Source organism: Psychrobacter sp. ANT206, assembly GCF_056880555.1.
Window position 1 is genome coordinate 453747 of the sequence record NZ_CP096271.1, and the last position, 19025, is coordinate 472771.

Sequence of the window (19025 nt, forward strand, 5' to 3'; positions counted from 1 at the left end):
GGTAAATAAATGGTTTGCACTATTTATGTAAGTGCAAGCACTATTAAAGCAATATGTGGATCAATAAGCAACAAAAATGCGCAGCATATAAGGATATGTTTATGAATTGCTCTATTTTAATGACCAGTAGTTAAAGAGCGCCGAACTGGTCTATTTAAGTAAATATTGAAAAAAAATTAATATTGGAAAATCTAGAATCTAATTAATTGGCTGACAAACAGGGCAGTAGACACTGGCACGTCCATTGAGCTTGATATTCTCTAAAACTGAATCACAGTGCGGACAAGTTTCACCTTGTCTACCATAGACATTCAAGGTCTGCTGGAAATAACCTGTTTGACCATCAGCAACCGTAAAATCACGTAGTGTTGAACCACCTAGCTTGATAGCTTTCTGTAAAATCGTTTTGATATGGGCGACTAAAATGACTATTTGGTCATATGATATCTTATTCGCTGGAGTAGCAGGATGGATGCCTGAGAGGTATAAGCTCTCAGTGGCATAGATATTACCAACGCCGACCACAGCTTGCTGCTCCATAATAACTGACTTGATGGCTCGTTTGATAGGCTGCTTTTTAAACGATTTGCTGTTTTGAGTCTGGATGGATTGTTCACTACGTTGGATAAGATAATACAAATACTCTGCTGTGAACGCATCTGATAATGGCTCAGGTCCTAAATGGTTTAGTAGTTTATCCCCGTAATCCTCAAGCCATAAGATAGAGCCAAAGCGTCTGGGGTCGTAATAATGTAGCTGAGTTTGAGTATCGTCAGCGCCGATAAAACTCATAACCAAATGGTCATGTTTGCGCTTATCGCTTGCATGACTGTGTTGTTGCAAGCTACCTGACATCCCAAGATGAACCAGAAGCTGTCTCGGCTGTAAATTCCTAGGTTGAACAGAAGATGAGACAGTATCATCAGCTAGCGGTATAAAATTGAGGATTAAATACTTTGCCCGTCGCTCAACGCTGTCCAATGTATAATCAATCAAATCTGCTAAATTATCAGGCATCGACCAACGCAGCTTGGGTTGAAAGACTTGTACGTTGGTGACTTTTTGTCCTAATAAAGGCGTCAGACTGGTTTTTGTCGTTTCTACTTCTGGTAACTCAGGCATAGTATTTTATAAAATCTCTATTAAGAATTAAATATATTATTAGGCAACAGCGCGGCGAGCATGTAAGATACCGTGCTGCTGTTCAAGCTTAGCAAGTAACTTGGATAAATGTGCCAGCCCCGACACTTCAATATGAAACTTTAAAAAGGCAATATTATCATCATTGCTCAGAGTTTGAACTTGACGAATATTGACGTTTTCTTTATCAATGATTTGGGTTAAGTCGCGCAATAAACCACGTCTATCATAAGCTTCTATATGAATATCAACCGGCTGATAGCGACCAGATTTAATCTTCCAAGCAGCCTTGATTTCGCGCTCAGGATCACGTTCGATCAGGCGCAGATATTCAGGGCAACCACGATTGTGGACACTGACACCGCGCGATAAAGTAATGTAGCCCGCGATAGGCTCACCGTGCACAGGGTGACAGCAGCCTGCCAAACCAACTTCAATATTATCCAAGCCATCGATTTGGATTTTGTAAGCATCAAGCTTACCTGAATCTCTTTTATCAATAATAGGGGCAAAATCTTCTTCAGATCTTTCAGGCTCTAAATGCAGCTGACGAGAGATATGACTGGTAAGCTGATTTAGACCAATTTCACCCGTCACCAAACCAACCACAATATCGTCGGTATTGTTGACATTAAAATGTTGCGTATAATCGTTTAAATCAATGCTGTTCGGATGCACCGATAGACGTTCAAGCTCTTTACTGAGCATCTGACGCCCGATTTCGATATTCTTATCACGATCTTGTTTGTTAAACCATTGACGCAGTTTTGAGCGGGCACGATTGGTATGAATATAGCCTAGTGAAGCCACTAGCCAGTCGCGATTGGGCTCACGTGAAGATTTGGTGATAATCTCAACTTGCTCGCCGGTTTTGAGCTGATAGGTTAGCGGCACATAACGCTGATTGACCCGCGCAGCTTGGGCACGGTTACCGACCTGCGTATGAACATAATAGGCAAAATCCAGCACAGTCGCGCCTTTTGGCAACTCCGTAATATCGCCATCACGACTAAATATGTAAATACGTTCGAGTTCATCAAAATCAACCAATTGCTCTTCATCATCATATTCAACTTCCTCTAATTCATCACCGGTTGATAAAGATGAGCGCGGCTGATTATTGATAGACAGCAATTGACGTAAAGAACTGATTCGCTGATTAAGGTAATTGTCCTTTTTGTTTTTGAGCCCTTCTTTGTAGTTGACATGGGCACACATGCCAAGCTCAGCTTCAAAATGCATCTCTTGAGTACGAATCTGTACTTCAAGCGATTTGTTTTCAGCGATGACCGCAGTATGGAGTGAGCGATAACCGTTAGATTTTGGATTGGTAATATAATCGTCAAATTGCTCAGGAATATAACGCCATAACCCGTGTACCAATCCTAGCACGTGGTAACAGTCTGAAGGAGTGGTCACCAATACTCGCAGCGCACGGATATCGTACAGCTGATCAAAAGACAATCCTTTAAGCTTCATTTTTCGATAAATAGAATAAATGTGCTTTACGCGTCCTGAAACTTCGCCCTCAATACCAGATTCTGCTAAAGACTCGTTCAGTCTATCTTGGACACGCTGGATATAAGACTCACGCTCGCTACGCTTTTCTGATAATAGTTTGGCAATTTCTTTATAACGATCAGGGGCAAGGTAGCGAAAGGCTAAATCTTCAAGCTCCCATTTCAGCTGGGCAATACCCAAGCGATGTGCCAATGGCGCATAAATAGTCATGACTTCACGCGCCACGCGAGCTTGCCGAACTTCATTGGAAAAGGTTAGCTCGCGCATAGCAAAAGTGCGTTCAGCAAGCTTAATCAGTACTACTCGGACATCGTTTGTCACTGAGATCAGCATGCTATAAATATTCGATAATTGATCCCGCTGATTATTTACGAAGTGATCTTCTAAGCGCTTATTGCTTTCGATAATCTCAGACAGTTGTCCCATCGCTAAGGTATCTTTAACCAAGGTTGAGATATCGGTGCCAAACTTTTTTTCGATTTCGCTAAGACTAATAATCGATTTGCGCGCACTGCGATAGAGCATGGCAGCGACAAGGGCATCTTCATCTTGATAAAGGTAAGTTAAGATATCAGTCATGCCGATACCAGTCACGTAAGCGCCCGAACGCTCCGATTCACTGGTATTCATGTGATTACGGACGAATGCACAGGCAGCGCTAAGATTGGGTACTGAATCCTGCCCAATACGCTTTGCAACATTATCAAGCCAAGTAGGTACATCAATATTGATTTGATTTAAATCTAACGCTTCAAGCTCTTGTTGTGAAAACGCCTCGGATTCATCAAGGATTTTATCCCTTAAATAGTCATTTTCAAGATTTGAGTCATGACTGTAGTAGGCGTAATTAACAGAGCGATCAAAGGTAGTATGGAGTTTATGAGTGGCAAGTTGATACTTGATATCTAGTGGGATTTGAGCATAGCTATTGGCAGACTGGTGCGAGCGTTGACTCGCGACCAGTTGCGCTGCCAAAGTTGCACTGTCGGCTTGCGTGGTTTGTCCATCTACCAGCGGTAATCCTTCACGAATTTTTACCATTGCCCACTCCTCTTAGCTATTTTGACTTGATAATAACGCCATCTACAATGCTAGAGCTAAACATGAGCTTGCTATCGATAAATGGTCAGTTATAAATCAATACAGCCGCTAAAAAATCCATTTTTTAGCAGCTATAAAATCAATTATAGGGATCTTGCATAGAATTATGAGCGCTTAGACTCACTATGTTTTATAAATAATAAAAACAGTGACTATTATTATCGCATGTTGCGATGACAAATCAAGCAAGGCTCTGTAATGATAGCGTTAGCCGCATATGCGAGTAACGCAGATATCATTCTTAAATTGCAGCTATTAACGCCTCTAAAAATCATAGGTTAATACCATACTCTGCCATTACATACGGTTTAAGCAGATATTTTTTCAAAGCGCGCGATGGATTCAACGTGACCAGTATGACAAAACATATCCATGACGCCAGCGTGAGTCAAACGATAACCTTGTTCAAGCAATGCTTTGGTATCGCGAGCAAGTGTAGCAGGATTACAGGAGACATAGACAATCCGCTCGGCGTTAAACTTAGGCAAATATTGCATAATCTCCCACGCGCCAGAACGCGGTGGATCGATAAGTAGCGCATCAAACCCTTGGTTAGCCCACGGTTTGTCCGTACAGTCATGTGTCAAATCTTGGCTATAAAACTCAGTATTATTAATGCCATTACGGCGCGCGTTATCAGCGGCGCGTGCAGTCATAGCTTCACTGCCTTCAACACCAACGACCGAGCCGGTTTCACCAACCAAGCGCGCGAGAGGCAGGCTAAAATTGCCTAAACCGCTAAATAAATCTAGAACGCGTTCACCTGCTTTTAAATCAAGCAAGTCACAAGCCAGCTTGGTCATCTGACGATTCACCGACAGATTAACTTGGGTAAAATCGGTAGGAATAAATTCAAACGTCAAATCATACTCTGGTAATTGATAATACAAACGTCCAAACTGTTCGCTTAAATCATCTGTATCCCTCAAGGCAATACGTTGGATACTATCCGCACCCTTTGATTGTAGATACAGCTGCCAATTACGTGCTACAAAAAATACTTTTAGCTTATCAATATCACCATCTGATAACGGTTCAAGATTACGCACAATGAGCGCGACTGGCTGATCGCCATCAGGCAGCTCTGGTAAATGCTCGCCCATTGCCAACTCAAGCTGAGCAATCTTGTCACGGCTATCTAAAGTACTAATAAGGGCTTTTAAGTTTTCAATCTCAAAGCCAATACGCGGATCTAAGATATGACACTCATTTAACTCTGCTAAGAAATTACTAGAACGCTCGCGAAAGCCGACCAGAGCAGTCTCTTTTTTGACCACATAACGTACGCCCAGTCGGGCTTTGGTACGATAGCCAAGGCGATCACCGACTACCGGCTCAAGCCAGTGATCAGGTGCCACATTGGCTTGATGGACCAACATCTCAGCAAGGACAGATTGCTTAAATGTAATTTGTGCATCTGGCTGCCAATGCTGCAAATTACAGCCACCGCAAACACCAAAATGCGGGCAGGGCGGTACCACGCGTTCAGGATTTGGATTGGCAGTGATTCTAACGGCATCACCTTCTTCAAAGCTCGTGCGGCTATTGGTAATTTTGACCAACGCACTTTCACCTGGCAGGGCAAAGCTGACAAAGATTTTTTTGCCATGCTTGTCAGTGATATGACCGTCAGCTTCACCAAAGCCATTACCGTATACGGCAACGCCGCGACCATCATGCGATAAGCCATCGATAGTAAAGGGGAGTGGCTCAGCATCTTTTAGACGACGACGCGTCTTTGATGATGGCTTAGATTTTTTCTTATTAGGCGGAATCGTAATGGTTTGCGTCTCATTTGCCTGTTCGGTTGCATCTACGTTGGTAAGCGTCTTTGAATCGGTGGGTTGCATAAACCTGCCTATAAAATGAAGGTGTTAAAAATAATAGCAATTTTAACATATAAAGCTGCCAAGGTATTAGGCGCTCACAAAGTAAAAAAGCGGTGATTATAAAACTATAATCACCGCTTACATGTATTGTCCATCAATATATCAACTGGCTAAAATTGCTAGCTGATAAGCCAGTCATTCAAAAATGCCTGATGACGTGGCGTGCCATCTACTTGGGTAAATTTTGTTAGATAATCACGGCTTTGCTGCTGCCAAATGGCAAAATCTGGCAAAGATAGCTGACCGGTCAAACGCAGCCAGCGCAGATATATCAGCCAAGTATTCATCACATCAGATTCACAATATATTGACAGCGTTTGCCAGTCATTATTGCTGACAAGCTCGCCAACCATACTGCCATCAACATCTGTCTTACCGGGCAAGCCATATAGGCTAGCAACGACATCCATAGCCTCGCGGCGGCTGGCACCGTATTGGCTAAACCGATCCATCAAATCAATATGGCGCGTATGAAAGCGATTGACATAATTATCAAAACGCATGTTTTTGATACGCTCGCCTTCTTCAAATAACCAAGGCGCTGCCAAGTCATATTGCATGGCACGATAAATAAGTACAGGAATATCAAAACCTGAACCATTCCAGCTGATCAGTTTAGGCAGTTTTGCAATATCACTAAAGGCGCGAAAAAACTTGGCAAGAATTTCTTCTTCGCTAAATTTGTCTGCAGTGAGGGAAAATAATGAAAAAGTACCATCCTTAATATATAGAGCAGAGATACAGACAATGCGCTGTAATGGCAAACGCATAAAATCATGCCCGGCTTCTTGTATACGAATGGCAGTTAATGCACTGAGTGTATCTGCATCGTTGAGCTTAGCCAATTGCGGATAGATACGGCGGGCAGCATCGGTATCTGCAACCGTTTCAATATCAAAGACCAAAATAGGGTCAGACGAAAAAGCTTGTGACATAGAGGTTTCTACCTGATTATTGTCTTACTACACTGCATTAAACGCACTGACCGCATCAACGGCATTGTCAGCGATTTATAAATTATCTTAGTTTACATTATCTAAGTTATCATCAACATTATATAAGCCGGTCGATAAATAACGATCACCGCGATCGCAGACAATAAAGGCAATGACGGCATCAGGATTTGCTTTAGCAACTTGTGTGGCTGCCCATGCTGCTGCACCTGATGAGACGCCCGCAAAAATCCCTTCGGTTTTGGCAAGCTTACGCATATAAACCTCAGCGACGCGCTGATCGATATCCATAATCTCATCGACTAATTCGGCATCAAAAATCCCTGGCATATAAGCGGCAGGCCAGCGGCGGATACCAGCGATAGCTGCATCCTCATCAGGCTGTAAACCGATGATTTGTATATCAGGGTTTTTTTCTTTTAGATATTGTGCCACACCAGTGATAGTGCCAGTGGTACCCATAGAGCTGATAAAATGGGTAATTTCACCGTCTGTTTGCGCCCACAGCTCAGGACCTGTAGTCAGATAATGCGCCTGTTTATTATCAGGGTTATTAAACTGATCTAAGACAATACCTTTACCGTCCGTTTGCATTTGTAATGCCATGTCGCGCGCGGCTTCTATCCCTTCTTCTACCTCAATCAGCGTCGCACCATAAGCTGTCATGGCGTCTTTACGTTCTTGGGTTGAGTTGCTTGGCATAAACAAGGTAATCGGATAGCCACGCATCGCCGCTACCATGGCTAATGCAATACCAGTATTGCCACTGGTTGCCTCAATCAACATGTCACCTGGCTTAATATCACCGCGTAGCTCCGCTTGATAAATCATATTAAAAGCAGGGCGGTCTTTGACAGAACCAGCAGGATTATTACCTTCAAGCTTGGCTAGCATGATAGCACCATTGTCAATCTGCTCTTGTTCAGGTAAGCGCTGCAATTTGACTAACGGCGTTTGACCGACGCAATCAGCAAGGTCAGTAATTTGAGTAATAAAATTGGCGTTTGACTGAGCTGTAGCGGACATAAAGTATCCTTAATAGTATCTATTTTTAAAGTAGTTTAACGCTATAGTAAAGTGCTATATATTCGGCAATACTTTGAGGTAACGGCAGCGTTTTTATTATTTGATAAGATTATGGTATTAAAGTGTTAAATAACCATGTTTTTATAAATGCGTCAATAATAAGTCAATACATCGTGACTGTCAGGTATTTATTATGGAAAATAAAAATTTGCGACATTGTATCATCTTGTTTTTGATGGCGCTTAACGCAGATAGCTTTATCGATGATTGTCTAACAGCGGCTAATGGAATCCTGTTAAGATAATCATAATCTATATAGTCGTTAATAGATGATGCCTAAGCGGTCAGTCAAAGCATTGTAAAATGCCAGTAACAAAAACAGTAGTGGAGATGGTGCCCAGTATGGCTCACAAAAAACGTTTTGATACCAGTAGTGCCTATGGTCAGCTGGTCATATTGGTATTTTTGCCCATCTGTTTACTCGCAGCAGTGGGCGGTATCTTGGTGTTTTATGAAACCATGCGTGCCAGTAATTCAGAGCAAGCAGTGTTGGCTGAGGCGGTGCTTATCCGCTATTCACCTACGATTGCAGAGATAATACCTGAGCTGTTAGAGCAAGATGCTGCCAAGATACAGACTTCAGAAAATAATAATGAAAACGCTGATGACAATAATAATAAAGTCTCGCAAGCTGCGATTGCAAAGTTAGAAGGCATCCAAGATAAACTCAGACGTATGCGGGCAGAGCAACATGTTCAGCGTATCGCTATTGTCAATCAGAGCAACGACATACTCGCTACAGTTGGCTATGGTACGGAAGAGGCGTGGCCTGCAATCGATCCATCAGAGCGTTTTTTAGCGCAAAAATCCACTCCTATCGGTACCGCTTACGGCAGTATACTAGGTGAATTTGAGGGTCAGACACTGTGGTTATTAGTCGATATGGATAGTGAGCCGCTTTATATTGCGCGCTATCGTATCGCTATGGCATTGGTGATTACCGGTTTGTTTACATTATTAATTCTACTACTAAGTTTAAACATTTATTCAAAACGTTGGATTGCGCCGATTTATGAGCTGCGGCTGCAATTACAGCGTACTCACGTCGATAATCTTTATCAGCCTATCCCCGTTGAGTCGAATGGTGAGCTAAATCTATTACAACAAGACTTGGTGAGAACATTACGCCGTTTATATGTCAGTTTCCAAGAGCTGAAAGAGCATGCGGAGCAGACCGAAGATGATTTGCGTCTTGCTTTTGATGAGATGGAGATGCAAAACATCTCTATTCGTAATGCGCGTGATGCGGCAATCTCAACCAGCCAAGCCAAATCAGCGTTTTTAGCCAATATCAGTCATGAGCTGCGTACGCCACTCAATAGCATTGATGGTTTTATTAATTTGCTCGCGCGTCACGGTGAGCTCAATCCTGAGCAAGACTTGTATGTACAAACCATCCGCAAATCGTCTGCGCACTTATTGGCATTGGTCAATGATGTGCTTGATTTCTCTAAAATCGAAGCGGGCAAGTTGGTACTAGATCGCCATGAGTTTGATCTTTATGACACTATCTATGATGTGGTCGATATGCTGTCGCCAGTGTCTGCAGAAAAAGGTCTGCGCATGGCGGTACTGTTCTACAACGATGTGCCAATGCGTATCAATGGTGATGCGCTGCGCCTCAAACAAGTACTAACCAATATTGTTGGCAATGCGATTAAATTTACTGATAGCGGTGACGTGGTGGTGCGCGTCAGTTTAGATGACTATCAAGACAATTATTTGATGATTAGCGTGCAAGACAGTGGTAAAGGCATCTCGCTGTCTGATCAAAAAATGCTCTTTCAAAGCTTTAGTCAAGGAGACCCATCCATCACGCGTCAATATGGTGGCACAGGATTGGGTCTGGTCATCTCTAAACAATTAACACGGCTGATGGGCGGCGATATTGGTTTTTATGACAATATGCAAGAGAATATTTCCAATCAAGGCGCAACTTTTTGGTTTCGTATGCCCGCACATGTTGATGTGGTAGAGGCAGCGACAGGACAAACCATTGAGCTGCCCGTATTGGCACCATTGGCAAGTGCGACTGATGAATTTAATGTTCTTATTTGGATTAATCATACCGCGTCTATACAAGTACTGAAAGCTAGTCTGCATCATTTGCCTATTAAGCTAACCCAAGCCAATTCTTTGCCAGGTTTGCTTGAATCGTTAAAAGAGCGTGGTAACTATTGGGACTGGGTCATCGTTGATGATGATACCCAAGACGATATGATGGCGCTGCTTAAGCAAATCCGTCTACATTATCAAGGTAAACTGGCCGTCTTTGGTTATCAAGTTGCCGCTGATCAAGCACTACTCAATCGTTACCATGCCAATATCTTGTATGAGCCATTAGACAAGAGACAGTTATATGCCATGCTAGATACGCAAAAGCGTAGCGTACCTACTGGTATCGCAGAACCACGTTGGAAAGGGGTTACCGTATTGGCAGTTGACGATCATTTGCCAAACTTACTGGTGCTTGATGCGCTGCTGAGCGAGCTTGGTATTCATGTTATTACGGCCAGTAACGGATTTGATGCGATAGAGCTAATCAGTAAACAACAAGCGAAAAATATCAAAGCTACTAAAACTGAAAAACAAAGCCTGTCGAAAAAAACTCAAATCTCAAAAGCGGTCACGCGAGATGATGTCAGTAAATCAGTGGTTAGCACGTTACATATCGAAGACGTAACGACAGAAGAAAAGGGTAACGCACAACCTAAAGATAGGATCGATCTTATCTTTATGGATATTCAAATGCCACGTATGTCAGGGCATGAGGCGGCGAGACAAATCCGTAAGATTGAAGCCGCAGATAGTCATATTCCCATTATTGCACTGACTGCACATGGGCTAGCAGACGAGCGGGATAAATTAGTCGCTAGTGGTATCAATGATTATGTTGGTAAGCCTATTAGCCAGCCGCAGCTGCTACAAGTATTACAAAAATGGCTTGGGCGTAATGCGTCGTCATCACCATTGACGGCAGAAAATGATGAGCATCCACAAGGTCTTGGCATAGCAGGTGACTTACAAGTATTAGAGTCAAAAACCATTGACGCTCAAAATTCTGATGTACCAAATATGATGCTGCAACCTTCCTCGTCTGCGCCTAAAAATGCAGCGCCGCCTACCTATCAAATGATTCGAAGCGAGCAGGTTCAGAGTTATAAACCTACCAAGATGAGCAATGAGAAAAGAGTGAAGCGACCTCTGTCACTGAAAAAAATCCGTGATGACTACCTGCGTGACAGTCAACCACGTGAAGACTATCGACGTGAAAACCTGCGCGAAACGCAGCCACGCTATGAAAACCTGCGTTTTCAAGAACAAGGGCAGGCGGCATTTGGTACGCGTTCTATTCAAACACTCGATGATAATAAAGATGAACTATCAGTCAGTACTGTGTATCTGCAAAACGACAATAACTTAAATGCTTCTGTATTTAATACCTTGGATATTCTAGATTGGCAAGATGCATTGACGCGATCAGCCAATAAGCCAGATCTTGCTGCCAAGCTAATCATTATGATGCTTGATACCATTAATGAGGAAAAACAAGCATTGACGCAAGCATGGGAGGCACACAATCGCAGTATGCTCGCGCAAATCGCTCATCGGATATTGGGCGGCAGTCGTTATACGGGCGTGCCACAACTGCGCCAAGCCAGCCAAGATTTAGAAGATAAGTGTTTATTAAATATCCAGCATACCACGCCTGCACAGTTTGCAATGTTAGAGCCTTACTATGAGGCTTTATTAACCGCTTTGAACAATTTGCAAACGCTGGATTTGTCTGCTTATCCGCAGCTTAATTACCATCGTCTAAGTGAAAATGATATGACTTGGAAAATGATTTAAGGAGAAGTTTTATGATGCTAAGAGCTAACGATATCGTGGCAGTCAGTTATTGATAAGGTAGGAGATAGGCAAGGCTGTTAATATCACTCTATATATAAGCTATTATTTCAATTATTAAGGATGATTATGCACACTATCGCCACCTACCAATATGAAACACTGCAAGTTAGCGCGACTGATGATATTTTAACCGTGACAATCAATCGACCTGAGAAAAAAAATGCCATGAGCTTTAAAGTGGTCGAAGAGTTGATTGCGGTAGCCGGGCGCATTAGTAAAGACAAAACGATACGTGCAGTGATTTTAAATGGCGCTGAAGGCACCTTCTGCGCAGGTATCGATTTGGGCGACTTAAATCACCCCAAAAACCAAGTTTTTGCGCTATGGGAGTTGATCAAACCTTGGCAAAGCTCATTTCAGCGCGTGTGCTTAGTATGGCGCGATGTCCCAGTACCTGTCATTGCAGTGCTTGAAGGGTATTGTATCGGTGCAGGCTTACAGCTGGCGCTGGCATGTGATATTCGTATCAGCCGTCCTGATTGTAAATTGGCTATTATGGAAGCGAAATGGGGACTAGTACCAGATATGGGCTTGACGCAATCTGGTTTTGGCGTGGTACGCGCTGATATCCTAAAAGAGCTGGCAATGACAGCCCGTATCGTTAGTGCAGAGCAGGGCAAAGAGCTAGGATTGGTCAGTCATTGCAGTGAGACGCCACTTGAGCAAGCGCAGCAACTTGCCGCTGAATTTTCTGAACGGTCACCAGATGCCGTGCTGGCAAGTAAACGCGTTATCAATGCCATGTTTGAACAATCTGCGACTACTTTATATATAGAAAAAGTCTGGCAATTAAAGATGATGTTCGGTCGCAATCGTAAACTTGCCCTTAGAAAAGCGAAGCAAGCCAGTACTGTATTTGGCAAGCGCCAGTTCCGTTAATACAGTTTAGATAGCTTATTGTTTTAAATGACTTCATCTTATTTCAAACGAACCATTGTTTTATTGATTAAAGTTTGTTTTATTAACGTGATACCTCTATTGAAATATAGGCAGACAGTGCGATATAAGACTGTCTGCTTGCGTAGCGGTTCGTCGATAAAAATAAAATAACAATCACTAGATCAAATGGTTTAACTATGTCTGCTCCAAAATCCCCCCTTTCTAATAAACCGCTTGCTGCTGACCGCGTGCGCTCTGCCGATTTACCTGTCGCATGGATTATGATGCTGGGTCTTATCGTTGCGGTAGGACCTTTATCTATTGATATGTATCTGCCAGCGTTACCATCGATGGCAGATGACTTTGGTGTGTCGACGGCCTTTATGGCAAACTCCGTACCTGCTTACTTTGTCGGGTTGGTATTTGGTCAATTGTTTTATGGTCCCTTTAGTGACCGCGTTGGCCGTGTCAAGCCTTTATATATAGGCATGGTCTTATATGTGATTGCCTCTATTATTTGTGCAACCACCAACAATGAATACGTGTTGTTCGCTGGTCGTACCTTGCAAGCGCTCGGTGCTTGCGTAGGGGCAGTGGTTACCCGTGCTGCGATTCGAGACCGTCTAACCGCTAAGCAAACGGCAAAAGCGTTTTCTATCATGATTTTGGTAATGGGCTTAGCGCCGATATTAGCGCCATCACTTGGCGCAGTGTTTTTGCAGTATTTTAGCTGGCATTCTATCTTTTGGTTTTTGGCGGCTTTTGGCACGTTAAATTTATTACTGACCAAATTTTTCTTTTTTGAGACCCTTAGCGAAGAAAACCGCACTGTGCGTCCTGCCAAAGAGATACTCAGTCAATATTGGGATTTGCTTAGAGATCCCACCTTTAACTATCCGGCGATTGGCGGCGGGTTATTGATGGGCGCAATGTTCGTTTATATCAGCTCAGCCTCTGAACTTATCATGGATACCTATGGTATGTCAGCCACACATTTTGGCTGGCTCTTTGGTATGAATGCCGCAGGCTTTGTGGCATTGACGCAGCTTAACCAATGGCTGACCAATCGCTTCCGTATTTTGAGTATTTTACGTTTTGGTGCGATGATGCAGGTCATCTCAGCAGGGGCTCTATTTATCCTCGGCATTGTATTTGGCACGGATGCTTGGTTGCCATTGGTCTTAGTCTGTATTTTCTTTTGTATCTCAGGTCTAGGTTTGACACAGCCCAACGCTTCAGCGATTGCGCTCGCTTTTCAAAAGCGCCGTGCTGGTATGGCCAGTGCGCTACAAGGCTCGCTTATGTTCTCAGTAGGTATCTTTGGTGGATTGTTATTAAACTTATTCCCTGTCAATCCAGTACTGAAAATCGGTATCGCGATGTTTGCACTGATGAGTCTTGGTTGCTATTTAATTTGGCAGATAGACCGTAATTTGGATTTAGATAATGCAGATTAATTAACTAACAAATTCTATTTATTAATACTCATAATTAAAAAAGCATTCAGTACGTATACATCGTCTGAATGCTTTTTTTTATTCATTATTAATAATATCTATTTTTAGTACAAGCCTCAGTACGCTTAGCTTGATAGGTAAAAATCTTGAACTTGATTTATATATTGTATATACATTTATAGCTATATATAAACAATTGTTTGTCTTGACAAAACAAAGTGATTGCAATGACTGAGTTGCTCAATTATTATCTAAGGTAATTTTCTGTAATTAAGTGTTTTTTATACCTTTCTTAAACTTACAGAATTGTTTTTAAAATTGATTTTTTGAATAAAATTGAGGCTTAAGGATAAGAGATGAAACTATTATATCGAGCATTACCGATTATATTGAGTGTAGGCTTATTTGGGTGTGGAAATTCTTCTACCCAAGACAACGCTAATGCAGCTGGCGCAACAGTAACGGAACATAAAGACAATTTTGTCAGTAAACTTCCTGCTACAGCACCGACATTAAAAGTGGCAATGACTGGTGATTTACCGCCTTTCTCATTTCAAGATGATTATGGCAACATGCAAGGCACTGATGTCGATTCGATTAGAGCCATTGGGGAAGAGCAAGGCTTTAAAGTCGAATTCTACAAAGAGTCATGGCAGGATATGTTCGATAGTGTGGAATCAGGAAAGCGTGATTTAGCTATTTCTGGTATTTCTTATAAAGATGATCGTGCAATTAGATATGGTCTATCAACGCCTTACTTTTTCAATCCAGCTACTATTATGTATTTGGAAGGAAAGTTTGATATCAAAGATTTAAATGATATCAAAGGTCTAAAAACAGGTACTTTAGAGGGTTCTAAAGAAGAAGACACTCTAAAAGAGATGGGCAGCTCAGTTGAGCTGGTTTCAAGATCTACTGCATTTTTGGCTTATCAGGACTTAGTTCAAGGTAATACTGATGTGTTCTTATATGATATGCCAGTTTTGCAATACATTATAAAAGGTTATCCAGAACATAAAGTTAAGATTGTCCCTTATGAAGCAGCGGATGCGCCTTCAGCACAGCAAGTCGTGTTGATGGCAAAAGAAAATACCAAGCTGATCAAGAGTGTAAATGAAGGCATTACCAAGCTAAAAGCAAAAGGCACATTTAAAGAGATTGAAGAGAAATGGCTGGGTGCGACTGAGCCTGCGACCAAAAGTACTTCAAATAATCAGCAATCGAGCTAAGGGACTATAAAGATGGCAACCACACACAATGTCGATAATAAGCGCTATCGCAGTCTGATTATTTCGATTGCATTATTTTTATCTTTGATTGGCGCCTTGCTAGCGTTTACTTTTTATACCTCAAGCTTGCTTGAAAGAAATACAGTTTTAATTGATAAAACCAACCAAGTTGCTAATAGCGCCCAAGCGGTAATTAAAGACTTATTCGACTTGGACAGCAGTTACGGTGAAGACACCAACTCGCCGCATATACAACGAGTATTAGAGCGTTTGGAGCAAAATACAGCGCTTATTACTAGCTCTATCACTGCCATTGAACAGGGTGGTGAAATTACCGATGTCGATGGTAAAAGCTATGACTTACCGAAGATTAATAATAACTCTCAAACCAAAGTCGCTGCGGCGAATGAGCAGTGGTTACTTTTAGAGCCTAAGATTCAGACTTACCTTAAAGACGCTGACAACATCATGGTCGATTCATCTGATGAATTGATTCAAGCGGTTGAACAGGCAAAAACATCGAGTCTACTAATTAACGATTCGTTAGACCAGCTCACCGATGAAGTGTTTATCAACGCTGAACGCCAAGCAGACACTATCCGCCTAATTCAGATATTAGGGGTTGCAGCTATTTTTGCTTACTTCCTAATCTTCGTATTTTTCTTTGTACGTCGTCTGCGTGATACCGATGCTGAAGCGTTGGCCGCTCGTCGTGAAACGCAAGAAATTATGGAAACGGTTAATACCGGCCTGTTCTTGTTGGATAAGGACTTGAATATTGGTCAGCAGCATTCTCGCGCGCTTAACGGCATTATTGGTGAGGATAGGTTGGCAGGAGAAAACTTTGCTGATGTACTGCGTGGCCGTATTTCAGACAAGGATTTGAGAACCACCCGTCAGTTTATCGAGCAGTTATACAATCCACGTGTCAAAGAAAAGCTGGTTGATTCTTTGAATCCTTTGCATAAAGTCATGCTACACAATGCGTCTGGAGAGGAGAGTACGACCAGTCGCTTCTTAGACTTTAAGTTTTCACGCGTCTATGAAGATAAAGACATTGCCCGTATTTTGGTCAACGTCAATGACGTCTCAGATGCAGTATATTTAGAGCAGCGCCTAGAAAAAGAACGCTCGCAAAATGATATGCAGATTGAGATGTTGACGACCATCTTAAACGTGAATCCAAAAATTATTAATGAGTTTATTAGTAATACCAAAGCTCACATCGATAAGATGAACAATATCTTGAAAAACCCTGGTAGCTCGCAATTTGAGCTTGAGGGTAAGCTAAAAGCGATTTATCGTGAAATGCATAGCCTAAAAGGCGAGGCATCTGCGCTTAAACTGCATAGCTTTACCAAGATCGCGTCAGACGCTGAAGACAAGCTTGATGCGCTGCAAAATCAAGGCAAGCTGTCGGGTAATAACTTCTTACCGCTCGCCGTGCATTTAGATGACTTATTGAGCCTATCGAATACCATTGAAACGCTAGGTGAACGTATCAATCAGGCAGCGCCAAAAGCTAACAATAATGCAAAACCTGTAATGCCAGTAAAGACTGCACCACAACCAAGTGTTGTCCAATCTCAAGTAGCAGACGTTGCTACCACTAACATAAATGTCGATGGCGGTAATGAGATCGATTTGAGCGATGAGTCAGATGACGAGCATCTCTCTTATTACCAAGATTTTGCTAAAGACATTGCTGTTAGACAAGGCAAGAAAATACAGCTTAATGGTCATAATTTAGCACATATAAACATCCCTGAACGCCTCAAACAACCGATCAAAGAAATCAGTATTCAGTTGCTACGTAATGCAGTGGTACATGGTATCGAATCACCTGAAGCGCGTCAGTCAGCGGGCAAGTCTGCCATCGGTAGCATTGATTTAGAGATGCAACGTGACAGTCAAAACTTAATCATCGCACTGCAAGATGATGGTCAAGGTATTGATTATGAAGGCATTCGCCATAAGCTGATTGCTGATGGTCGTTTCACGCAAGAAGAGGCAAGTCAGATGACTCATGGTGATCTGCTCAAAACTTTGTTTGCTTCTGGTTTCTCGACCAAAGAACATGCCGATGAAGATGGCGGTCGTGGTGTGGGCTTAGACGTTATCAAGGCGTTGGTCAAAGAGCACAACGGTAAGCTGAATGTAAATACTGAGCTTGGAAAAATGACCCGTTTTGTCATTACCTTGCCTGCTGCGTAATTAAGGACAATAAAAAATCTATGTATAAATTAATGATCGTCGATGATTCAAATATCATTCGAAACCGTATTCAGCGCGCTTATGACTCGGGTCAATTCATGTTGGTTGCTACGGCAACCAGCGGGGTTCAAGCGCTTGAAAAGTTCAATATCCATCGTCCAGATGTGGTGACCATGGATTTGACCATGCCACAAATGGACGGTCTTGAATGTATTGAAAAAATCATTGCTATCGACCCTGACGTTCGTATCTTGGTGGTCTCAGCCTTGTCTGACAAATCTACTGGCATTGAAGCGTTATCATTGGGCGCGAGTGGGTTCTTGTGCAAGCCTTTTTCAGAAGAAGAGCTGGTAGAGTCTTTGTATGAGTTGGTACAAGACTAATATTGTCCAATAATTTTAATAAATACCTTATTAAAGAACACACATTATGAAAGAGCAAAATTTACAAATTTTTGTGAGTATCATTACCAACTATTTTACTCAGTTTGGTAATGATGAGTTGGTGGTCGATACGCCTTACTTGTTAGAAAACCAACAGCCAAAAGTCCATGATTATACGGGCGTCATTGGTATATCAGGGGTACAAAAAGGGGTGGTTTATTTTACGGCGACCACGGCGCTATTGAGCAGTATTCTAGACAGTATGGGCGAGATAGATAAAAGTGAGGACAATCTGGTCGATTTAGCAGGCGAGGTTGCCAATACGGTTTCGGGTAATGCTCGTCACGAGTTTGGTCCAGAATTTCATATCTCTGTCCCGTTTGTCTTTAAAGGCTCGCCGCAAAGTATCATTTTGCCTAAAAGTGGACGTTCTTTTATCATTCCAGTGAGTTGGCGCAGTCAAATCGGAGAGATTGTGGTTTGTTTGCAAGATTGATTACACAACCCCGTGCTGATAACTATGGACGATGAACAATTATGGTTAATGTAGAAAAGTTAGGCGTCTTTTTAAGTTCAATCAGCGCATTTTTTGCGCAGATTGATGCCGAGGCAGTGGTCATTGATACGCCTTACCTAAACAGTAATAAAAATGCTGTTGGTTATGATTATAGTGGCATGATTAAAATATCTGGACCGCTTGAAGGCTGTGTCTATGTCAGTGCCCCAAGCAATATGTTGCGTGAAGTTATCAAAGTGATGGGCGAGCCTGACTCTTCTATGACGATGATGAAAGACTTGTTGGGTGAGATGGCAAATACCATCTCTGGTAACGCTCGCACCGAGTTTGGTGCCGATTTTATTATCTCACCTCCTAAGATTATTGAAGGGATACCCAGCATCCCTTATCTGCCAAAAGACCGCCAAAGCTATGTCACGCCATTTACCTGGCGAGGCTATAAAGCAGTTATCGGTATCAGTATCGCTTAATCTTATTCTAAATTGATTAAAAAAACGACGTCTCACCGTCGTTTTTTTTATGCATTATCATCCACTTAAACCTTATAATAGCGCTAGCAGTCGCTAAGCGTTATATGATAAGATACAGCCCAGCTATTTTTTATCATATAGTATTCTGTACGTTCAAATCGTAGCTCAGTTTTTTTAATCAACCCATCAACCAATGACACACACATCATGGCAAAAAATTGCTGGGTGTTTGGCGACTTGATTAATTTGCTTCACGGCTAGGTGCTTTATTTCA

Annotated in this window: 13 protein-coding genes; 8 read left to right on the top strand and 5 right to left on the bottom strand. The window is 42.2% G+C overall.

All coding sequences use genetic code 11. The annotated features are described in order from the left end of the window. Nucleotides 1-198: 198 nt before the first annotated feature. From mutM to cysM, 5 genes are all read right to left on the bottom strand, one after another. The gene (gene mutM / locus M0221_RS01920; RefSeq protein ID WP_483284201.1) at nt 199-1122 is read right to left on the bottom strand and encodes a bifunctional DNA-formamidopyrimidine glycosylase/DNA-(apurinic or apyrimidinic site) lyase; all 924 of its coding nucleotides are present in this window, start codon (nt 1120-1122) and stop codon (nt 199-201) included. Nucleotides 1123-1161: 39 nt separating this feature from the next. Then, the gene (locus tag M0221_RS01925) at nt 1162-3702 is read right to left on the bottom strand and encodes a RelA/SpoT family protein (RefSeq protein ID WP_020442723.1); all 2541 of its coding nucleotides are present in this window, start codon (nt 3700-3702) and stop codon (nt 1162-1164) included. A 368-nt stretch (nt 3703-4070) separates the two neighbouring features. Then, a complete protein-coding gene (rlmD, locus tag M0221_RS01930; RefSeq protein WP_483284202.1) occupies nt 4071-5612 on the bottom strand; it encodes a 23S rRNA (uracil(1939)-C(5))-methyltransferase RlmD in 1542 nt (513 codons plus the stop codon). Between the two features lie 158 nt (nt 5613-5770). Further along, nucleotides 5771-6586 (bottom strand): 3'-5' exonuclease, encoded by an 816-nt coding sequence (locus M0221_RS01935; protein WP_483284203.1) that lies wholly within the window; start codon nt 6584-6586, stop codon nt 5771-5773. Between the two features lie 87 nt (nt 6587-6673). Continuing rightward, a complete protein-coding gene (gene cysM, locus M0221_RS01940; RefSeq protein ID WP_483284204.1) occupies nt 6674-7630 on the bottom strand; it encodes a cysteine synthase CysM in 957 nt (318 codons plus the stop codon). Nucleotides 7631-8032: 402 nt separating this feature from the next. Here cysM and M0221_RS01945 point away from each other — a divergent pair, with 402 nt between their 5' ends. The 8 genes from M0221_RS01945 to M0221_RS01980 all read left to right on the top strand — a co-directional run bounded on the left by M0221_RS01945 (nt 8033) and on the right by M0221_RS01980 (nt 18751). Beyond that, nucleotides 8033-11542, top strand: coding sequence for an ATP-binding protein (locus M0221_RS01945; RefSeq protein WP_483284205.1), 3510 nt, complete (start codon nt 8033-8035; stop codon nt 11540-11542). Between the two features lie 126 nt (nt 11543-11668). Further along, nucleotides 11669-12481 carry a crotonase/enoyl-CoA hydratase family protein gene (locus tag M0221_RS01950; protein WP_483284206.1) on the top strand — a complete coding sequence of 271 codons (813 nt, stop codon included), beginning with the start codon at nt 11669-11671 and terminating at the stop codon, nt 12479-12481. Nucleotides 12482-12678: 197 nt separating this feature from the next. Next, nucleotides 12679-13938 carry a multidrug effflux MFS transporter gene (locus M0221_RS01955; protein WP_483284207.1) on the top strand — a complete coding sequence of 420 codons (1260 nt, stop codon included), beginning with the start codon at nt 12679-12681 and terminating at the stop codon, nt 13936-13938. Between the two features lie 356 nt (nt 13939-14294). Then, nucleotides 14295-15167, top strand: coding sequence for a transporter substrate-binding domain-containing protein (locus tag M0221_RS01960; protein WP_011512753.1), 873 nt, complete (start codon nt 14295-14297; stop codon nt 15165-15167). A 12-nt stretch (nt 15168-15179) separates the two neighbouring features. Further along, on the top strand, nt 15180-17381 hold the full coding sequence (locus M0221_RS01965) for an ATP-binding protein (protein WP_483284208.1): 2202 nt from the start codon (nt 15180-15182) through the stop codon (nt 17379-17381). 20 nt (nt 17382-17401) lie between these two features. Further along, nucleotides 17402-17764, top strand: a complete 363-nt coding sequence (locus M0221_RS01970; protein WP_011512755.1) for a response regulator — start codon at nt 17402-17404, stop codon at nt 17762-17764. A 46-nt stretch (nt 17765-17810) separates the two neighbouring features. Further along, the gene (locus tag M0221_RS01975; protein WP_011512756.1) at nt 17811-18260 is read left to right on the top strand and encodes a chemotaxis protein CheX; all 450 of its coding nucleotides are present in this window, start codon (nt 17811-17813) and stop codon (nt 18258-18260) included. Nucleotides 18261-18301: 41 nt separating this feature from the next. Continuing rightward, complete coding sequence (locus M0221_RS01980; RefSeq protein WP_020442731.1) at nt 18302-18751, top strand: chemotaxis protein CheX; 450 nt, start codon at nt 18302-18304, stop codon at nt 18749-18751. Nucleotides 18752-19025: the final 274 nt, after the last annotated feature.

Coding starts and splice junctions, on each gene's coding strand:
- mutM (WP_483284201.1), bottom strand. CDS start 1,122: ATGCCTGAGTTACCAGAAGTAGAAACGACAAAAACCAGTCTGACGCCT.
- M0221_RS01970 (WP_011512755.1), top strand. CDS start 17,402: ATGTATAAATTAATGATCGTCGATGATTCAAATATCATTCGAAACCGT.
- M0221_RS01950 (WP_483284206.1), top strand. CDS start 11,669: ATGCACACTATCGCCACCTACCAATATGAAACACTGCAAGTTAGCGCG.
- M0221_RS01945 (WP_483284205.1), top strand. CDS start 8,033: ATGGCTCACAAAAAACGTTTTGATACCAGTAGTGCCTATGGTCAGCTG.
- M0221_RS01965 (WP_483284208.1), top strand. CDS start 15,180: ATGGCAACCACACACAATGTCGATAATAAGCGCTATCGCAGTCTGATT.
- cysM (WP_483284204.1), bottom strand. CDS start 7,630: ATGTCCGCTACAGCTCAGTCAAACGCCAATTTTATTACTCAAATTACT.
- M0221_RS01980 (WP_020442731.1), top strand. CDS start 18,302: ATGGTTAATGTAGAAAAGTTAGGCGTCTTTTTAAGTTCAATCAGCGCA.
- M0221_RS01975 (WP_011512756.1), top strand. CDS start 17,811: ATGAAAGAGCAAAATTTACAAATTTTTGTGAGTATCATTACCAACTAT.
- M0221_RS01935 (WP_483284203.1), bottom strand. CDS start 6,586: ATGTCACAAGCTTTTTCGTCTGACCCTATTTTGGTCTTTGATATTGAA.
- rlmD (WP_483284202.1), bottom strand. CDS start 5,612: ATGCAACCCACCGATTCAAAGACGCTTACCAACGTAGATGCAACCGAA.
- M0221_RS01925 (WP_020442723.1), bottom strand. CDS start 3,702: ATGGTAAAAATTCGTGAAGGATTACCGCTGGTAGATGGACAAACCACG.
- M0221_RS01960 (WP_011512753.1), top strand. CDS start 14,295: ATGAAACTATTATATCGAGCATTACCGATTATATTGAGTGTAGGCTTA.
- M0221_RS01955 (WP_483284207.1), top strand. CDS start 12,679: ATGTCTGCTCCAAAATCCCCCCTTTCTAATAAACCGCTTGCTGCTGAC.